Source organism: Streptomyces coelicoflavus (assembly GCF_003112555.1).
Classification (GTDB): Bacteria; Actinomycetota; Actinomycetes; order Streptomycetales; family Streptomycetaceae; genus Streptomyces; species Streptomyces coelicoflavus.
The window spans coordinates 244,179-260,643 of the sequence record NZ_BEWB01000012.1 but is presented as its reverse complement, the minus strand read 5'-3'; the positions used below and the strand labels follow the sequence as shown (position 1 = coordinate 260,643).

General features: G+C 72.5%; 14 protein-coding genes and 1 tRNA gene. 5 read left to right on the top strand and 10 right to left on the bottom strand.

Annotated elements, in window-relative coordinates; translation table 11 throughout:
• Positions 1-161: 161 nt before the first annotated feature.
• From thrB to Sco07f_RS28675, 6 genes are all read right to left on the bottom strand, one after another.
• Entirely contained in the window at positions 162-1,091 is a 930-nt protein-coding gene (gene thrB / locus Sco07f_RS28700; RefSeq protein WP_042821737.1) for a homoserine kinase, read from the bottom strand.
• Positions 1,092-1,376: 285 nt separating this feature from the next.
• Positions 1,377-2,435 carry a threonine synthase gene (thrC, locus tag Sco07f_RS28695; protein ID WP_007387670.1) on the bottom strand — a complete coding sequence of 353 codons (1,059 nt, stop codon included), beginning with the start codon at positions 2,433-2,435 and terminating at the stop codon, positions 1,377-1,379.
• Positions 2,436-2,441: 6 nt separating this feature from the next.
• Complete coding sequence (locus tag Sco07f_RS28690; RefSeq protein WP_042821739.1) at positions 2,442-3,734, bottom strand: homoserine dehydrogenase; 1,293 nt, start codon at positions 3,732-3,734, stop codon at positions 2,442-2,444.
• Between the two features lie 169 nt (positions 3,735-3,903).
• Positions 3,904-5,295: a diaminopimelate decarboxylase gene (gene lysA / locus Sco07f_RS28685; protein WP_054099007.1), complete on the bottom strand. Its 1,392-nt coding sequence runs from the start codon at positions 5,293-5,295 to the stop codon at positions 3,904-3,906.
• 18 nt (positions 5,296-5,313) lie between these two features.
• Entirely contained in the window at positions 5,314-6,471 is a 1,158-nt protein-coding gene (gene nrtL, locus Sco07f_RS28680) for an ArgS-related anticodon-binding protein NrtL (RefSeq protein ID WP_108989585.1), read from the bottom strand.
• Positions 6,472-6,576: 105 nt separating this feature from the next.
• Positions 6,577-7,053 carry a response regulator gene (locus tag Sco07f_RS28675; protein ID WP_108989584.1) on the bottom strand — a complete coding sequence of 159 codons (477 nt, stop codon included), beginning with the start codon at positions 7,051-7,053 and terminating at the stop codon, positions 6,577-6,579.
• A gap of 178 nt (positions 7,054-7,231) precedes the next feature.
• Here Sco07f_RS28675 and Sco07f_RS28670 point away from each other — a divergent pair.
• Positions 7,232-7,303: transfer RNA gene (locus tag Sco07f_RS28670), tRNA-Arg, on the top strand.
• A gap of 154 nt (positions 7,304-7,457) precedes the next feature.
• Here Sco07f_RS28670 and Sco07f_RS28665 read toward each other — a convergent pair.
• Complete coding sequence (locus Sco07f_RS28665) at positions 7,458-7,973, bottom strand: DinB family protein (protein ID WP_108989583.1); 516 nt, start codon at positions 7,971-7,973, stop codon at positions 7,458-7,460.
• 146 nt (positions 7,974-8,119) lie between these two features.
• Positions 8,120-9,079, bottom strand: a complete 960-nt coding sequence (locus Sco07f_RS40840) for a hypothetical protein (protein WP_244942160.1) — start codon at positions 9,077-9,079, stop codon at positions 8,120-8,122.
• Positions 9,080-9,386: 307 nt separating this feature from the next.
• Between Sco07f_RS40840 and Sco07f_RS28655 the strand changes: the two genes are divergently transcribed.
• Both Sco07f_RS28655 and Sco07f_RS40835 read left to right on the top strand, forming a co-directional pair.
• A complete protein-coding gene (locus Sco07f_RS28655) occupies positions 9,387-10,067 on the top strand; it encodes a papain-like cysteine protease family protein (protein ID WP_108989582.1) in 681 nt (226 codons plus the stop codon).
• Between the two features lie 7 nt (positions 10,068-10,074).
• A complete protein-coding gene (locus Sco07f_RS40835; RefSeq protein WP_244942159.1) occupies positions 10,075-11,001 on the top strand; it encodes a hypothetical protein in 927 nt (308 codons plus the stop codon).
• A 94-nt stretch (positions 11,002-11,095) separates the two neighbouring features.
• Here Sco07f_RS40835 and Sco07f_RS28645 read toward each other — a convergent pair whose 3' ends face one another.
• Positions 11,096-11,776 (bottom strand): nitroreductase family protein, encoded by a 681-nt coding sequence (locus tag Sco07f_RS28645; protein ID WP_108989581.1) that lies wholly within the window; start codon positions 11,774-11,776, stop codon positions 11,096-11,098.
• A gap of 137 nt (positions 11,777-11,913) precedes the next feature.
• Here Sco07f_RS28645 and Sco07f_RS28640 point away from each other — a divergent pair, with 137 nt between their 5' ends.
• Entirely contained in the window at positions 11,914-12,405 is a 492-nt protein-coding gene (locus Sco07f_RS28640) for an Lrp/AsnC family transcriptional regulator (protein WP_007387624.1), read from the top strand.
• 42 nt (positions 12,406-12,447) lie between these two features.
• On the top strand, positions 12,448-14,355 hold the full coding sequence (locus Sco07f_RS28635; RefSeq protein WP_167468252.1) for an SMI1/KNR4 family protein: 1,908 nt from the start codon (positions 12,448-12,450) through the stop codon (positions 14,353-14,355).
• 85 nt (positions 14,356-14,440) lie between these two features.
• Here Sco07f_RS28635 and Sco07f_RS28630 read toward each other — a convergent pair whose 3' ends face one another.
• Entirely contained in the window at positions 14,441-16,402 is a 1,962-nt protein-coding gene (locus Sco07f_RS28630) for an FAD-dependent oxidoreductase (protein WP_108989579.1), read from the bottom strand.
• Positions 16,403-16,465 lie beyond the last annotated feature (63 nt).

Below are 16,465 nucleotides of genomic sequence, written 5' to 3'. Positions count from 1 at the left end.
ATCCACTGCACGATGCGGCTTGGGGGGCTCCCGGAAGAATGTCTGTCCCTGACGGGGACACGAGGCACCTCGCCATGGTGGGGTCGGGTGCAGACTTGAGGTTAACACTACCGGATCCAACAAACATTCCCCCTCTCACAATCCGGCAACCGCTTGCGCGTCTAAATGTCGCCGGATGTCGCCAGCGGCAGGACGCCTGCGCCCTGCCCGTCCAGGCTGAGCCGGTTGGCCGCCCAGTCCGTTCCGGCCAGCGCCTCGACCTTGTCGGCCGTGTCGGCGTCGGCCAGGGCCATCACCGTGGGTCCGGCACCCGAGATCACCGCAGGGATGCCGTCGCCGCGCAGCCGTTCCACCAGTGCCGCGCTCTCCGGCATGGCCGGTGCGCGGTACTCCTGGTGCAGGCGGTCCTCGGTGGCCGGCAGCAGCAGCTCGGGGCGCCTGGTGAGGGCCTCGACGAGCAGCGCGGCGCGGCCCGCGTTGGCGGCGGCGTCGACGTGCGGGACGTTGCGCGGGAGCAGTCCGCGCGCCGTCTGGGTCAGTACCGGCTTTCCGGGTACGAAAACCACCGGAACGATGGATTCGCAGGGCTCCATCCTGATCGCCCGGGCGGCGCCGGACTCCATCCAGGACAGGGTGAAACCGCCCAGCAGGCAGGCCGCCACGTTGTCCGGGTGCCCCTCGATCTCGGTGGCGAGGTCGAGCAGCGCGGCGTCGTCGAGGCGGGCCTCGCCGCCTATGGTCACCGCGCGCGCGGCGACGAGGCCGGCGCAGATGGCGGCGGAGGAGGAGCCGAGGCCGCGGCCGTGCGGGATGCGGTTGGCGCAGACGATCTCCAGGCCGCGCGGCTGTCCGCCGAGCAGGTCGAAGGCGGTGCGCAGGGAGCGGACGAGGAGGTGCTTCTCGTCGCGCGGGAGGGTCTCGCTGCCCTCGCCCGCGATGTCGATGTGCAGCCCGGAGTCGGCCACCCGGACGACCACGTCGTCGTACAGACCCAGCGCGAGGCCCAGGGCGTCGAAGCCCGGACCGAGGTTGGCGCTGGTGGCGGGGACGCGCACCCTGACGGCGGCGGCGCGGAACGCTGGACCGGCCATCGCTAGATGACTCTCCTTGAGCTGCGGGACTGTCGAATGACATTCGATGACGACGACGATGACGTACGGAACCCTGTGCGCGACCGCGGAGACGGCGCGGCACCGCGGCATATGCGGCAGGCGGGTTAGGTACAGCCTATCGAAGGAAGGTTCTGTGGCGACATAGGGCGCACAGGAGGCGCACGATGCGTGTCGTAAGCCCCCTGTGCACCCCCTGTCAGTGACTTTCCCGGCCGGGCGTCGCCTACGCCCTCCTGCGCCGGGCGCCTTTCACCGGCGCGGGGCTCAGACCAGACCGAGCCGCTCGGCCGCCGTCGCCGCGTCGACCGGAACGGTGACCGGCTGCGGCGCACCGGCGACGGCCCAGTCCGGGTCCTTGAGCCCGTTGCCGGTGACGGTGCACACGATGCGCTGCCCCGGGTCGACCCTGCCCTGCTCTGCGGCCTTCAGCAGACCGGCCACCGACGCGGCGGACGCGGGCTCCACGAAGACGCCCTCCTGGGAGGCCAACAGCCGGTAGGCGCGCAGGATCTCACGGTCCGTCACCTCGTCGATGGCGCCGCCCGACTCGTCCCGCGCGGCGAGCGCGAAGTCCCACGAAGCGGGGTTGCCGATCCGGATGGCGGTGGCGATGGTCGACGGGTCCTTGACGACCTCGCCGCGCACGATCGGGGCGGAGCCGGAGGCCTGGAACCCCCACATGCGGGGCTTGCGGGTGCTGACCCCGTCGGCGGCGTACTCCTGGTACCCCTTCCAGTACGCGGTGATGTTGCCCGCGTTGCCCACCGGGAGGACGTGTACGTCGGGCGCGTCGCCGAGCATGTCCACGATCTCGAAGGCGGCCGTCTTCTGCCCCTCGATACGCACCGGGTTGACCGAATTGACCAGCGCCACGGGGTAGTTGTCGCTGAGCGCGCGGGCCAGCGTGAGGCAGTCGTCGAAGTTGCCGTCGACCTGGAGGATCTTCGCGCCGTGCACGAGGGCCTGGCCCATCTTGCCCAGCGCGATCTTGCCCTGCGGCACGAGCACGGCGGAGACCATGCCCGCGCGCACACCGTAGGCGGCGGCGGAGGCGGACGTGTTGCCGGTGGACGCGCAGATGACGGCCTGCGCACCCTCCTCCTTCGCCTTGCTGATGGCCATGGTCATGCCGCGGTCCTTGAAGGACCCGGTCGGGTTCGCCCCCTCGACCTTGAGGTGGACCTCGCAGCCCGTGCGCTCGGAGAGCACCTGCGCGGGCACGAGCGGGGTGCCGCCCTCACGGAGCGTCACGACGGGCGTGCTGTCGGAGACGGGCAGCCGGTCCCGGTACTCCTCGATGATTCCGCGCCACTGGTGGGTCATTGCTGGTTACTCTCCTTCAACCCGCATGATGCTGGCGACACCCCGCACGGTGTCGAGCTTGCGCAGCGCCTCGACCGTACCGCCGAGGGCGGCGTCGGACGCGCGGTGGGTGACGACGACGAGGGATGCCTCGCCGTCCTTGCCGGACTGCCGCACGGTGTCGATGGAGACACCGTGCTCCGCGAACACGGTCGCCACCTGGGCGAGCACGCCCGGTTTGTCGGCCACGTCGAGGCTGATGTGGTAGCGCGTGACGACGTCGCCCATCGGGGAGACGGGCAGGGCGGCGTACGCGGACTCACCGGGCCCGGTCGCTCCGCCCAGCCGGTTGCGGCACACGGCCACCAGGTCGCCGAGCACGGCGGACGCGGTCGGCGAACCGCCGGCACCGGGCCCGTAGAACATGAGCTGCCCGGCGGCCTCGGACTCCACGAACACGGCGTTGTACGCCTCGCGCACGCCGGCCAGCGGATGGCTGAGCGGGATCATCGCGGGATGCACGCGCGCGGTGACCGATCCCCCGTCCGCCGCCCGCTCGCAGATGGCGAGCAGCTTGATGGTGCAGCCCATCTCCTTGGCGGAGGCGAAGTCCGCGGCGGTGACCTCGGTCATGCCCTCGCGGTAGACGTCGTCGAGGCGCACGCGCGTGTGGAAGGCGATCCCGGCGAGGATGGCGGCCTTGGCGGCGGCGTCGAAGCCCTCGACGTCGGCGGTCGGGTCGGCCTCGGCGTACCCGAGCGCGGTGGCCTCGTCGAGCGCCTCCTGGTATCCGGCGCCGGTCGTGTCCATGGCGTCGAGGATGAAGTTGGTCGTCCCGTTCACGATGCCGAGCACCCGGTTGACCTTGTCGCCGGCGAGGGACTCGCGCAGCGGCCGGATCAGCGGGATGGCACCGGCGACGGCGGCCTCGTAGTACAGGTCCTTGCCGTGCTCGTCGGCGGCGGCGTGCAGGGCGGCGCCGTCCTGGGCGATGAGCGCCTTGTTGGCGGAGACGACGGAGGCGCCGTGCGCGAAGGCGGTGGTGATGAGCGTCCGCGCGGGCTCGATCCCCCCGATGACCTCGACGACGACGTCGATGTCCCCGCGCTTGACGAGGGCGGTGGCGTCGGTGGTGACGAGGGCCGGGTCGATGCCCTCGCGCACCTTGTCGGGCCGCCGTACGGCGACGCCCGCGAGCTCCACCGGGGCCCCGATCCGGGCGGCGAGGTCGGCGGCGTGCGTCGTCATGATGCGCGCCACCTCTGAGCCGACCACTCCACAGCCCAGCAGCGCCACCTTCAGCGGACGCGTACGCATCATCCGACCTCGTTTCCTCTTACCGTCTACGGTTGGACCAGTCTCACGCACCGGACGGGATTTTCTGCCTTTCGTCCGGATCGTGAGACGTTTATTTCATTTTCGGAGGGGGTACGGGCCGAAAGATCTTCACCCGCACCTCTCCCGCTCCCCCAGGGGCGCGCCACGTACGTCATCCGACGTCGAGACGCAGCAGGTCCTCCTCGGTCTCCCGCCGCACGATCACCCGTGCCGCGCCGTCCCGCACGGCGACGACCGGCGGGCGCAGCACGTGGTTGTAGTTGCTGGCCATGGAACGGCAGTAAGCCCCCGTCGCCGGTACGGCGATGAGGTCACCGGGCGCCAGGTCCCCCGGCAGGAAGGCGTCCTTGACCACGATGTCCCCGCTCTCGCAGTGCTTGCCGACGACGCGTACGAGCATCGGCTCGGCGTCAGAGGTGCGGGAGGCGAGGGCGACGCTGTACTCGGCGTCGTACAGCGCGGTGCGGATGTTGTCCGACATCCCGCCGTCGACGGAGACGTAGGTCCGCAGCCCGTCGAGGGGCTTGACGGTGCCGACCTCGTAGAGCGTGAAGGCGGTCGGCCCGACGATGGCCCGCCCCGGCTCGACGGAGATGCGGGGGGTGGCGAGCCGGGCGGCCTCGCACTCCCGCGTCACGATCTCGGTCAGCGCCTTGGCGATCTCGTGCGGCTCGCGGGGGTCGTCGTCACTGGTGTACGCGATGCCGAGCCCGCCGCCGAGGTCGATCTCGGGCAGCTCGACGCCGTGCTCGTCCCGGATGTCCTTGAGCAGCCCGACCACCCGGTGCGCGGCGACCTCGAACCCCGACATGTCGAAGATCTGCGACCCGATGTGCGAGTGGATCCCGATGACCTCCAGCCCGTCGAGCTGCAGCGCCCGCCGCACCGCCTCCGCCGCCTGACCGCCGGCCAGCGGAATCCCGAACTTCTGGTCCTCGTGCGCGGTGGCGATGAACTCGTGCGTGTGCGCCTCGACGCCGACGGTGATCCGGATCTGCACCCGCTGCCGCGTGCCCAGCGACTGCGCGATGTGCGCGACCCGCACGATCTCCTGGAAGGAGTCGAGCACGATCCGCCCCACCCCGGCGCGCACGGCCCGCTCGATCTCCTCAGGCGACTTGTTGTTCCCGTGGAAGGCGATCCGCTCCGCGGGCATCCCGGCGGAGAGCGCGGTGGCGAGCTCGCCACCGGAGCAGACGTCGAGGTTGAGCCCTTCTTCGTGCAGCCACCGCACGACGGCGCGCGACAGGAAGGCCTTCCCGGCGTAGAACACGTCGGCGTCGTTGCCGAAGGCGGTGCGCCAGGCCCGCGCCCGGTCCCGGAAGTCGGCCTCGTCGAGGATGTAGGCGGGGGTGCCGTACTCCTCGGCGAGCTGCGTGACGGCGATCCCGCCGACGGTGACGACCCCGTCCGCGTCCCGTCCGACGGTGTGGGCCCAGACCTTGGGGTCGAGGGCGTTCAGGTCCTCGGCCGGGGCGGTGTAGTGCCCCTCGGGCAGGACATCGGCGTGACGGGGCCCGGCGGGGTGTGCGGAACGGCTCATGGCGTCTTCTGCGCTCTCTCAGAGGTGGTCGGGTGCGTCGATGCCGAGGAGGTCCAGGCCGCCGGCCAGCACCGCCCCGACGGCTTCGGCAACGGCCAGCCGGGCACGGTGGGCGGCCGAGGGTTTCTCCCCGCCGCGCGGCAGCACGGTGAGCAGGAAGGGCAGCGCCGCATCGGCGACGGCGACGAGATGCCGGGCGAGCCGGTCGGGAGCGCGGTGGTCCGCGGCGGCGGCGAGGACGCGGGGGTGGTCGGCGAGGGCGGCGAGGAGCTCCGGCGCTGCGTCTGTGAGGGTGCCGGTGCCGGTCGGGGTGCCGGTGCCGGTCGGGGTGCCAGAGCCCGTCGGGGTGCCGGTGTCGGTCGGGGTGCCGGTGTCGCTACCGGTGATGGCGACGGGGCCGGGGGCGGCGGTGAAACCGAGTTCGGCGGCGTTGCGCGTGGCGGCGCGGGCGCGGGCGTGGGCGTACCGCACGCGGAAGAGGGGGTTGCTCTCCCGCTGGGCGAGGTGCTCGTCGCCGGTGCGGGGGCGGTCGTGGGCCGCGGGGTGGAGGAGGGCCCAGCGTCCGGCGTCGCGACCGAGGGACAGCGGGTCGGCGGCCCCGTGGGCGGGGACGGGCACGGGCCGGACGTTGACGGGCAGCTCGGCGGGGGCGTGTCCGACGGCGTCGACCCTGACCCCGAGGACGGAGGTCCAGACGTCCTCGAACCCCTCGGCGGTCACGCGGACGAGGGCGCCCTGGGAACGGAGCAGCCGTGCGGAGGCTTCGGCGACGACGACGGCACGCAGGTCGTGCGGGCAGTGCAGCTGCACGACGCGCCCGTCCGGCTGGTCGGCGTACCCGTACCGGTCCCCGCGGCGCAGGATCTCGCGGACCAGGCCTGCGTCGGAGGCGTCGCGGTCGAGGCTGATGTTGAGGAACCCGGGCCCGGTGAGGACGACGTCGGTGATCCCGTCTGTTCCGACCAGGTAGGGCCGCAACACCTCGGCGACCTGGAACGGCGTCTGCCCGGCCGGCCGGGCCAGCTGGAGGGCGATGCTGCTGGCGTAGTCCCCGCACCCTCCGGGCCCCGGCGGCGCGACCACGGCCCGCGTCGGCACGGCCACGCTCAGCTCCCCGGCGTCCACGGCGCGACGCACGGCGTGCAGCACGGTGCGGGAGAGCTCGACGGGGGTCACGGGACAAGCGTATGGGAGGAGGGGGGTGGCCGGGCGAACCGTTTCCCGGGAGTCCCGGGATGTGGACGGACGCCGTGATGCCGTGGACGCGCCCGCCGCTCCGGTTCACGCCTGGGCGGGCGTCTCGCTCTCCCCGGTATGCCGGCGAACACGCGGCAGGGAGGCCGGCGAACCCGCCCCCGACGCGTCGCCGGCGGTCCCACCGACCTCCCGCTCGGCCAACTGCCGTACGAGACCGATGAGCTCGGCGGGCTCGAACGGCTTGGACAGGAAGGCGTCGACCCCCACGGCGAACCCGGCGTCGACCTCGTACTGCGTGGAGGCGCTGACGATCGCGATCGGAAGATCCCGGGTCCGCGGATCGGCACGCAGCCGGGCAGCGGTGCGGAGCCCGTCCAGCCGAGGCATGACCACGTCGAGCGTGACGACGTCGGGCCGCACCTGATGGACGACTTCCAGACATTCGGCACCATCGCCCGCGGTCACGACCTCGAAGCCCTCCAGCTCGAGGTTGACCCTGATCAGCTGCCGGATGACCTTGTTGTCGTCCACAACAAGAATCCGGCCGGACGCCCTAGGCACAACTCGAGAGTAGGTCGACACCGGCCACCGCGTCCGGGTTTTCCCCACTTCAACCTCGCGCGGGGGACAACACCCCGACGGGACGCCCCACGACCCGCGAAAACCCGTTCATGACCACCCCGGGCGAGCTGGTAGTGTTCTACCCGTCGCCGCGAGCAACACCGACCGCGACGAACACGCCCCCGTAGCTCAGGGGATAGAGCAACGGCCTCCGGAGCCGTGTGCGCAGGTTCGAATCCTGCCGGGGGCACCCTGTATGAGGTGCCCAAAGACCCCGCCATCAGCGCTTTCGCTGAGACGGGGTCTTTGCGTATACGCGGGTGTGTGCCGCCCGGGCGGGATCTGCCTGCGGTGGGCTTGCCGATCACGCCGGGGCTATCCGTCGTGGGGACGTCGAGGGGGGCCTAGACGCCGGTTCGGCCGTCGACTAGTTCTCGGAGGATGTCGAGATGGCCGTTGTGGCGGGAGATCTCTTCGATGAGGTGGAGGATCACCCAGCGGAGGTCGACGTGGCGGCCGTCGCTGATGGGGCGCTTGGCCCTTGAGTCCAAGTCGTGGTCGGACAGCAGGCGGCGGTAGCGGTCGCTCTGTTGCTCGTATTCGGCGAGCAGTTGGGGCAACGGGATGTCGAGCGCTGTCCGCATCTCGGGGTCGGGGTCGTCGTCGCTCGCCCGCGTGAGCGGGCCCTCGGGTTCCTCGCCCAGGAACATCACCTGGATCCAGTGGTACTCCACCCACCGCAGATGGCTGATCAGCCCGCACAGCGTCATCAGCGGCGAGTCCGGAAGGAGGGCTCTGCGGGCGTCTTCCGCGGATACGCCCTCGCACTTGGTCCGCGCCGTGTCACGGGCGTAGTCCAGGAAGGTGATCAGCTGCGTGCGCTCGTCCCAGGTGGGGGGCGTATCGGTTCGTTGCGTCATTGCGGGGAGTTTCTCGCGGCATGGGGAGGCGGTCGAGTGATTAATTGCCGCTGTGTGTCGGGGTGGCTTGTCCGGGCGAGCTCGAGGGGCCCCGCACTGCGCGCTGGTCCGCGTCGCCCTTCTCGTGGCGGTGTGGGGCGACGAGGTCAGTCCCATTCCCAGGCCAGGCCCACGATGCCGGGGCTCGCGTTCTGTTCTGCCAGGTGGGCGCTGTGGTAGCCGTTGAGGGGGAGCTGGGTGACGCCGTGGCGAGGGGCGTTGGCGGCGCGGCGGCCGAAGCGGTAGCAGCGGACCGGGAGGGTCGGCGGGGTGAAGTAGACCTGGAGGACGTAGTGGCTCACCGGGTAGCGGAAGCCCCGGGTGTACTCGGTGCTCTCGCCGCCCGTGCCGTCGGTGACGCGGTAGCGGAAGGGCTGGGTCTCGCCCAGGGCAAGGGGGCGGTCGAAGACCAGCTCCACGGCGAGGAGGGCGGCCGCCCGGTCGGTGCGGACGCGGCCCAGGCGGCAGTTGTCCAGGGGGTCGACGCGTACGCGGGTGATGTCGCAGCCGGGGTCGCCCTCGTAGAGGGAGACGTAGCGGTCGACGTTGCCCCGGTGGGCCCGGACCAGTTGCTGGATCTCCCGGCGGCGCAGTTCGCGTCGCGGGCCGATGTGTACCTGCTCGGACTGGCTCACCGTGTGCAGGCGGTCCTCGGTGGGGCAGTCGAGTTGGTCGAGGAGCTGGGGGACGGCTGAGTCCTGGCCGAACAGTTCCTGGTAGCGGCGGGCCGCGCGGGTGTGGGCCGTGGCTCCGCCGTGGGCCGGCTCCAGCAGGCGGACCAGGGCGCCGGGGGTGACGTCCAGGATGTGCTCCAGTGCTCTGACCACCTGCACGGACTCGGTCCTGGCGGGCACCCTCTCCCCGCGCTGCCAGTAGCTGAGGCTGGTCACGCTGACCTGGAGGCCCTGCTCGGCCAGGTGGTGCCGGATGCGGTGCAGGGCGAGGCCGCGCCGGCGGACGGCCGTCCGCAGCGCCAGGTGGAAGGGGCCGCTGCGCAGCGCCTCGGTCAGGGCCTCGTCCGGTGAGTCGCCGTGCACCGCGCCGCCGGGGCGCGTATCGGTACGCATCACTCTTCACCTCCGTCTTGCCCGGGCGTGCGTGTCTGGGGTGGATGTTCACACAGCCGGTGGCCGAAGGCATCGGGTCGGACGGGATCGTTCCCCGGTCGTTCCCCGGTGGGTTCGTGGGGTGGTGGGGCAGAGGGCAGCGGGGCTGGGCGGACCGGGCGGGGGCGGGGCCGGGCGCCGTTCGGTCGTGTTCACAGGTGTTCACAACCGGTTCACCGCCCAACCGGCTTGATCTTCAACGACCTTGAACGGCCGGGCGTCCGACCCGATTCTCGACCCACTCCCCCACCCCACAAGGAGGCCGTCCATGCGCTTGTCCCCCTCCCCACGGACACGGCGACGGTGGGCCGTGGCGCTCGCCCTCTCCGCGAGCCTCGGGCTGTTCGCCCCCTCGACCGCGTCCGCCGCCACCACCGGTTCCGCGGTCGGCGGCGGCACCACCGCGGCCGAGTCGAGCGGCGGCACCACCCGGGCCGAGTGGAGCGGCAGCACCGCCCAGGCCGAGTGGACCTGGCGTCGGCTGAACATCTCCATGCAGGCCCAGCAGATGAGCAACTGGTGCTGGGCCGCGGCCGGCGACACCGTCGCGGAGTACTACGGCCGCGACTACTCGCAGAACCAGTTCTGCAACCTCGCCTTCGGCCGGGCCGTGAACGGCTCCTGCCCCAACTGGCAGGCCACCCTCGGCAACGACCAGCGGGCGTTCGACTCGATGGGCATCAACCCGGGCCGTTACGTCGACGGCTACCTGAACTACGACACGCTCACCCGGGAGATAGACGCCGACCGGCCGGTGATGTCGCGCATCCAGTGGCAGTCGGGCGGCGGTCACATGCTGACCGTGTACGGCTACGACGTCAGCAGGAACTGGGTGTACTGGGGCGACCCCTGGCCGTCGAGCAACCGCTACAACTGGGCCACCTACAGCTACTACGTCAACAACGGCTCCTTCTTCTGGACCCACTCCCTCTACGGCATCGGAGCGTGAGACCGGCATGCGACCACATCGTCGACACACCGCCCGCCCGGCCCGACGCCGCGCCGTGCCGCTGACCGTGCTGCCCGGCCTCGCACTGGTCGGGATCGGTCTGCCCGCCACCGCCGTACCCGCCGTCGCCGCCGACCGGGCGGGAGGTTCCGCCCCGTCCGTGGTGGCCGGTGCCCCCACCCCGGCCCAACTGGACGGCGCCCACCGGGCCGCCGGGTCCGCAGCCACCCTGCGGGTCCTGGAGACCTTCTTCGCCCGCGACGGCCTCCCGCCGGGGCGGAAGGGACGGCTCGGCCCCGCCCAGGAGGCCGCGGCCGCCGAGGCCGCCGACCCGCGCCTGGTCGGCGAGACCGTGCCGGTGTACTCGCTCAACCCGGAGTTCGTCACCGCGGCCTCGGCCGGTCGGACCCCGGTGGCCACGATGGAGTTCGCCGCGTCCAAGGCGGTCGACGCGGACGGTGACACCGCCTCGGTGTGGACGGCCCGGGTGTCCGGACAGTGGCAGGTGGTCAACATCGCCACCGGGAGCGACGAGACCGACTACGCGGCCCGGGCCGACGCCGGCTCGGTGGTCTTCCGCGAGCCCCAGCTGAACGCCTGGTACCGGGTGACCGACGGGCGGGTCGTCCCGCTGAACGAGGAGGCCCGTACCTCCGTCGGCGCCGGCGGCACCGGTCTGGCGCGCTACCAGCGCCTGGTGCATCAGCGGTACGCCGACAAGATGCCGGGGTCCACGTACGACGAGGACGGCTACGCCGGCGGGTACGGCACCGGGGCCGGGCGGGCGCGGGTACCCGCCCCGGACGCCCACGCGGACTCGGGGCCGGCGGACACCGTGCCGGTCGCCGCCGGGGTCGGGGCGGGTGCCCTCGCCGCCGCCGCCGGGGTCGCCGGTGGGCTGTGGATCCGCCGGCGACGGCTCGCCGGGAGGTGAGCCGGACCTGAGCCGACGGCCCCCGACGGCCCCCGACGGCCCCCCGATTGCCCCCGACGACGCCCACGGCGACGCCCACGGCGGTCGGGGGCCGTCAGCGCGGGGGCTCGGTGATCGCCTCCGCCAACGGCTTCCGGGCCAGGTCCGGGACCTCGCAGTCGGGGGACGCGTAGCCGACGGGGAAGAGGATGTAGGGGCGTTCGTTGCCGGGGCGTTCGCAGATCCTGGTGAGGAAGGCCATCGGGTTGGGGGTGTGGGTGAGGGTGCTCAGGCCCATCGCGTGCAGAGCGGTGATGAAGAGGCCGCAGGCGATGCCCACGCTCTCGTTCACGTAGTAGTTCTTGCGCAGCGAGCCGTCCGGCATCGCGGTGCTCTTCTCGGCGAAGCAGACCACGATCCACGGCACGACGTCGAGGAAGCTCTTGTCGGAGTCCGTTTCGAGGCGGACGAGTGCGGCGCGCCACTCGGGCGGGATGCGGCCGCCCTCGTAGTTCACCCGTTCCTCCTCCTCGGCGGCGACCCGGATGCGGTGCTTGGTCCCGGCGTCGCCGATCACGGCGAACTTCCACGGCTGGAAGTGGGCGCCGGAGGGTGCGGTGTTCGCCGCGGCGATCGCGAGGTCGACGCACTCGCGCGGGACCGGTTCGTCGCTGAAGAAGCGCACGCTGCGTCGGCGGTCGACGAAGGAGACGAAGTCCCTGCCCCGGCGGAGCATTTCGGCTTCGTCGTAGCGCTTCGGCCGGTACGGGATGAACGGGTGCGTGTGCTGCCTCACGGGTCTCCTCGTGGACGGGAGCACTTAGGGTGAGACACCGGGTGTCGGATGGGCAACAGGAGTTCGGATCCAGTGCTTATTCGGCAGGGGAAGTGGATTCTGAGTGCCTCTTCGGTGGCAGATCGGCAGGTCGTACGGTGGCACGGCGCGGGCTCGACCTGCTTGACGGGCGGATGCTGCGGCTTCTGCGGGAGCGTCCGCGGGACGGGCTGCTCGAGGTCGCCCGGCAACTCGGGGTCGCCCGCGGCACGTTGCAGGCACGGCTCGATCGGCTGGCCGGCGCCGGTGTGGTGACCGGGTACGGGCCTGACGTGGACGTCGCCGCGCTCGGGCACGGGGTGCAGGCGTTCACGACGTTCGAGGTGGACCAGCCTGCCCGTGCGGCCATCGCGGCGCGGCTGCGGGCCGTTCCGCAGATTCTCGAGGCGCACATCGTGACGGGGCCCGGTGATATCTGGTGCCGTATCGCCGGGACCAGCAACCAGCACGTCCAACAAGTGATCGACCACGTGCTCGCGGTGCCTGGCGTGCGGCGCAGTACGACGGTCGTCGCGCTGAGTGCGGTCGTTCCGTACCGGGTCCAGCCTCTGGTCGACGAGGTGTCCGGTCTGTCGGAACCCCGAGGATGACGCCACGGCGCCGTTGTCGGTGCCGGGTGACAGCATGTGGGCATGAGTGGCGATTCTTCCAACGGGACCTTCAACTGGCCCGATTTTCTGGGGCGTTGGCAGGTGGAGTGGATGCCCCGGCTCGACCAGGAGGAGGACGGCGGGCCCGGGTCCGTCGTCCTGGGGCGGGACGGGGCCGGTGAGGCGGCGATCGTCGCGGCGGAGAAGCGGCTGGGGCGGCGGCTGCCGCCTTCGTACCGGGAGTTCCTGGCCGTGAGCGACGGGTGGTACGTGGATCAGATGGCCGGCGTCTACCAGCTCGGCGGTGTCGCGGAGATCGACTGGTTCGGGGATCCGTACGACATGACGTCTGCGTACGAGGGGTTCCTGGACGACGACCCGTCGCCGGAGGCGGTGCTGCTGGCCGGGATGTGGAAGCGCGCGCTTCGGCTGGAGACGGACTCCGACGCGTCGTACGCGCTGCTCGACCCGGGGGACCGCGACGGGAACGGTGAGTGGGCGCTCTACGTGTACAAGGGATGGGGCGGTGAGTTCCCGGACCGGTACCCGTCGTTCCGGGCGTACATGGAGGCCATGTACCGCCACTTCCACGACACCCGGGCCGAGCGGTCCGACTTCGTCAACGCAACCACGCGTGAGCAGGACGCCCGGGTGGAGCGGGCGCGGCTGCTGGCCCTGCGCGGGCGGTACGAGGAGGCCGTGCCGCTGCTGGAGGAGGCGTCCGAGTTCGGGCGGCCGCACAGCGCCGTTCTGTTGAGCCAGATCCGGCACTTTCTGACTCCGAGCCGTTCCGAGGGATACGGCAGCCTGGTGGCCGACGCCCGCTATCTGCCGGAGGTGCTTCCCGTGGAAGCCGCAGGTGCGGGGCAGGGCGGGCCGGGCGGTAACGATTACTGGCTGGGGATGATGGTTGCCCGCGGTGCCGGTCGGGAGGCGGCCGAGGCGGTGCTGGCGGCAGTGCGGGACGGGACCTACCGCTACGCGCCCGCCGGCGCCTGGGGGCGGGCCGTCGGCGAGGCTCGGAAGGCTGCCCGTTGGGGTGCGTGCGACGCGGCGTGGCGGGTGTTGCGGAACGCGCTCCCGCGGTGGGAACAGCCCGGGCCGCTGCTGGTCGTTCCGCTGGGGCTGCTCGCCGATCCGGTGCTGGGGCCGCTGGTCACGCCGGAGCGGGGACGGGAGGTTCTGGCGACGCCTCGGGGCGGGCAGACGGGCCCGGTCCCGGAGGCGGTGCCGGATCTTGATCCGCCGGGGCTCGCGTGGCTGGCGGAACCCGGCGGATTCCGTGGGTCGTTCGGTGGTGGGTACCGGTGTGTGTGGGTCGAGGGGGTCGGACCCGAGCGGCTGCCCGAGCTGATCGGGGAGGAGGGGGCGGTGCTGAGCGATCCCCTGCGGCCGTACGACGCGGCCCGGCTGGCGCGCAGGCCGCACGAGCGGGAGGACGAGGGCGTGGAGCTGTGGGAGGACCGCGCGGTGGTCGCCGCCGGGCGCGCCGAGGGGGCGTGGGCCTTCGCCTTCGACGGGTACGGCCTGCACCGCATGAGTCATCTGTTCCGGTCGCCGGTCACGGACGCCTCCTCGGCCGGGCGGGCCGTGGTGGTGTGGTGCGAGCAGGGGGACGGGACCGCCGGGGACCGGCCGGACGCGTTCCACCTGTCGGTGGCCGAAGGGGGCGTGGAGCTGTACGGGTTCACCCTGCGGGGAGAGGATGTCGAGCGCTCCGGTGCCCTGCCCGAGGCCCTGGATCCGGACCGGCTGTTCCGCCCGGGGGACTCCGGGAAGGAAGGGCAGCTGCGGGCCCTTCATGCGCTGCACGGCGAGCTCGGGCTCTCGCTGCCCCGCTTCGCGCTCACCCGGGGCCGGCTCGCCACCTTCACCACCCGGTCATGGACACGGGCGCCCCGCGAGGGCGAAGGGTTCGCCTACCTCTACTTCGGCAGGATGCGGCGGTGACGGGGCGGAGCGCCGTGGAGACCCCGGCCGGCGGGGGCGCCGGCCGGCCGGGGTGTCGTGCCTCGCCGGTTCGGATCACGAGGGCTCAGTCGCGCGCCAGTACCGTCCCCACCACCTGACGCAGCATCGCCTCCGGGTCGGGGGCGGGGCCCGGGGAACGCCAGGCCACGAAGCCGTCGGGGCGGACCAGGACCGCGCCGCCCCGGGTGACTCCGTGGGCCCGGGCCCAGTCGGTCTCCTCGTCGTCCGGGACCAGGTCGGCGTCGGGTGTGCCGCCGACGCGGTACGGCTTCAGCGGGACGCGCAGCGCCGCGGCCACCTCGGTCGCCGCCTCGTGCCAGCCGGCGGGCTGGGCCGCGTCGCTGAGCAGGACGAGGGAGTCCTCGTAGAGGTCCAGGGTGGACAGGCGCTCCTCGCCCCGGCGGAGCCAGAGGTGGGGGGCCCGGCTGCCCGGGGCGCCGGTGAGGTCGAGGCCCTCCGGGACCACCGGCGTCGCCGGGTCGGCGCCGACCACCGCGCCCTGGGGGTAGCGGTAGCCGAGGGCGACGTTGAGGATGCCGCGCTGCGGGCCGCCGCCGGGGCCACCGGCAGGGGCACCACCGGGTGCGCCACCCCCGGGTGCGCCTCCCGGACCACCACGGGCCGCCCCGCCGGGACCACCACTGGCCGCCCCACCGGGCGCACTGCCGGGACCGCCAGGACCACCACCGGAAGCACTGCCGGGACCGCCCGACCCGCCGGCGACACCCCCGGCGGCACCGGGAGCACCGCCGGGACCACCACGGGCCGCACCGCCGGAAGCACCGCCGGCCCCACCGGACGCACCGCTCCCGCCGGGCACGCCGCCCGGCCCCCCGTCCCCCACAACCCCCGACGGCGCGAACCCCGGGTGGCTGTGCTCCACCGAGCGGTGGGCCGCGCGGGCGCTGGTGGCCTCCGCGACCGGGCGGCGTTCCGTGTCGTAGGTGTCCAGCAGGGCCTCGCCCGCCCAGCCCTCCAGCACCGCCGCCAGCTTCCAGGCGAGGTTGTGGGCGTCCTGGATACCGGTGTTGGAGCCGAAGGCGCCGGTGGGGGACATCTCGTGGGCCGAGTCGCCGGCCAGCAGGACGCGGCCGGAGCGGTAGCTGCGGGCGACGCGCTGGGCGGCGTGCCAGGGGGCCTTGCCGGTGATCTCGACGTCCAGGTCCGGGTCGCCGATCGCGCGGCGGATGTGGGCGGCGCAGCGCTCGTCGGTGAAGTCCTCTACGGTTTCGCCCTGTTCGGGGTGCCAGGGGGCGTGGAAGACCCAGTTCTCGCGGTTGTCGACGGGCAGGAGGGCGCCGTCGGCGTTCTCGTCCGTCAGGTAGCAGACGATGAACCGGCGGTCGCCCACGACGTCGGCGAGACGGCGGGAGCGGAAGGTGATGCTGACGTTGTGGAACAGGTCGCCGGGTCCGCTCTGGCCGATGCCGAGCTGTTCGCGGACGGGGCTGCGGGGGCCGTCGGCGGCGACCAGGTAGTCCGCGCGGATCGTGGTGTGCTCGCCGGTCTCCCGGCTCTTCACGATCGCCGTCACGCCCTCGGCGTCCGTCTCGAAGGAGAGCAGCTCCGTACCGAAGCGCAGGTCGCCGCCGAGGTTGGCGGCGTGGGTGAGGAGTTCGGGTTCCAGGTCGTTCTGGCTGCACAGGCACCAGGAGCTGGGGCTGAAGCGGGCGAGTCCGTTGCCGGGGTCGATCTGCTTGAACAGCCACTCCCCGGCGTCGCCGGCCAGGGTCGGCGCCTGGAGGATGCCGTGGTTGTCGGCCAGGGTGGCGGCGGCCCGGCGGATGTCGGGCTCGGTGCCGGCCACTCGGAAGATCTCCATGGTGCGGACGTTGTTGCCGCGCCCCCGGGGGTGGATGGAGGTGCCGGCGTGGCGCTCCACCAGGGTGTGCCGGACGCCCAGCCGTCCCAGGAACACCGAGGTCGACAGGCCCACCAGGGACCCGCCGACGACGAGCACCGGGACGCGGTGGGTCCGGCCGGCCCCAGGGGCGGCTCCGCCGGACCGGTCGGCTCTTTCGTTCATGGTTGCTCGTCCTCCGTTGCGACAGATGTGAGTGACATGCGTGAGTGACATACGTGGGTGAGG

What these genes read in the sequence shown, in the direction of transcription:
- thrC (WP_007387670.1), bottom strand. Translation starts at nt 2,435, where the DNA reads ATGACCCACCAGTGGCGCGGAATCATCGAGGAGTACCGGGACCGGCTG.
- Sco07f_RS28655 (WP_108989582.1), top strand. Translation starts at nt 9,387, where the DNA reads ATGCGCTTGTCCCCCTCCCCACGGACACGGCGACGGTGGGCCGTGGCG.
- Sco07f_RS28635 (WP_167468252.1), top strand. Translation starts at nt 12,448, where the DNA reads ATGAGTGGCGATTCTTCCAACGGGACCTTCAACTGGCCCGATTTTCTG.
- lysA (WP_054099007.1), bottom strand. Translation starts at nt 5,295, where the DNA reads ATGAGCCGTTCCGCACACCCCGCCGGGCCCCGTCACGCCGATGTCCTG.
- Sco07f_RS40835 (WP_244942159.1), top strand. Translation starts at nt 10,075, where the DNA reads ATGCGACCACATCGTCGACACACCGCCCGCCCGGCCCGACGCCGCGCC.
- Sco07f_RS28630 (WP_108989579.1), bottom strand. Translation starts at nt 16,402, where the DNA reads ATGAACGAAAGAGCCGACCGGTCCGGCGGAGCCGCCCCTGGGGCCGGC.
- Sco07f_RS28690 (WP_042821739.1), bottom strand. Translation starts at nt 3,734, where the DNA reads ATGATGCGTACGCGTCCGCTGAAGGTGGCGCTGCTGGGCTGTGGAGTG.
- Sco07f_RS40840 (WP_244942160.1), bottom strand. Translation starts at nt 9,079, where the DNA reads ATGCGTACCGATACGCGCCCCGGCGGCGCGGTGCACGGCGACTCACCG.
- Sco07f_RS28665 (WP_108989583.1), bottom strand. Translation starts at nt 7,973, where the DNA reads ATGACGCAACGAACCGATACGCCCCCCACCTGGGACGAGCGCACGCAG.
- thrB (WP_042821737.1), bottom strand. Translation starts at nt 1,091, where the DNA reads ATGGCCGGTCCAGCGTTCCGCGCCGCCGCCGTCAGGGTGCGCGTCCCC.